Source organism: Herbaspirillum lusitanum P6-12 (genome assembly GCF_000256565.1).
GTDB classification, from domain to species: domain Bacteria; phylum Pseudomonadota; class Gammaproteobacteria; order Burkholderiales; family Burkholderiaceae_D; genus Herbaspirillum; species Herbaspirillum lusitanum.
Window position 1 is genome coordinate 1 of record NZ_AJHH01000023.1, and the last position, 438, is coordinate 438.

Annotated in this window: 1 protein-coding gene; it reads left to right on the forward strand. The window is 63.5% G+C overall.

Going from position 1 to position 438, the window contains the following annotated elements:
* The coding region (locus tag HLUSI_RS26385; protein WP_040503000.1) for a hypothetical protein at positions 1-438 on the forward strand (438 nt) is incomplete at both ends.

Consider the following 438-nt stretch of genomic DNA (forward strand, 5'->3'; position numbering starts at 1 on the left):
AGCACCGGCACCAGCGGCGGCGATGCGGCGGGCGACAAGCTCAGTCTCATTGACAACCTGATCGGCAGCAGCTTCAACGATACCTTCGTCGCCAACAACCAGAACAACAGCTTTGACGGCGGCGCGGGCGGCGTCGATACAGTGAGCTATCTGGCGTCGGGCGTGGGCGTCACCGTGGATCTGTCGAACACCACCGGTGCGGGCACCAGCGGCGGTTTTGCCAACGGCGACAAATTCACGGGCATCAGCAACCTGATCGGCAGCAACTTCGACGATGTCTTCTTCGCCAGTTCCGCGGCCAACGCCTTCGAGGGCAGCGGCCATGTCGCCAACGGCGATACCGTCAACTATGCGCGTTCAGGCAATGCCGTGGTGGTCGACCTGTTCCACCACACCGGCTCGGCAGGCGTGGATGCTGCAGCCGGCGTTGGTGTCTCG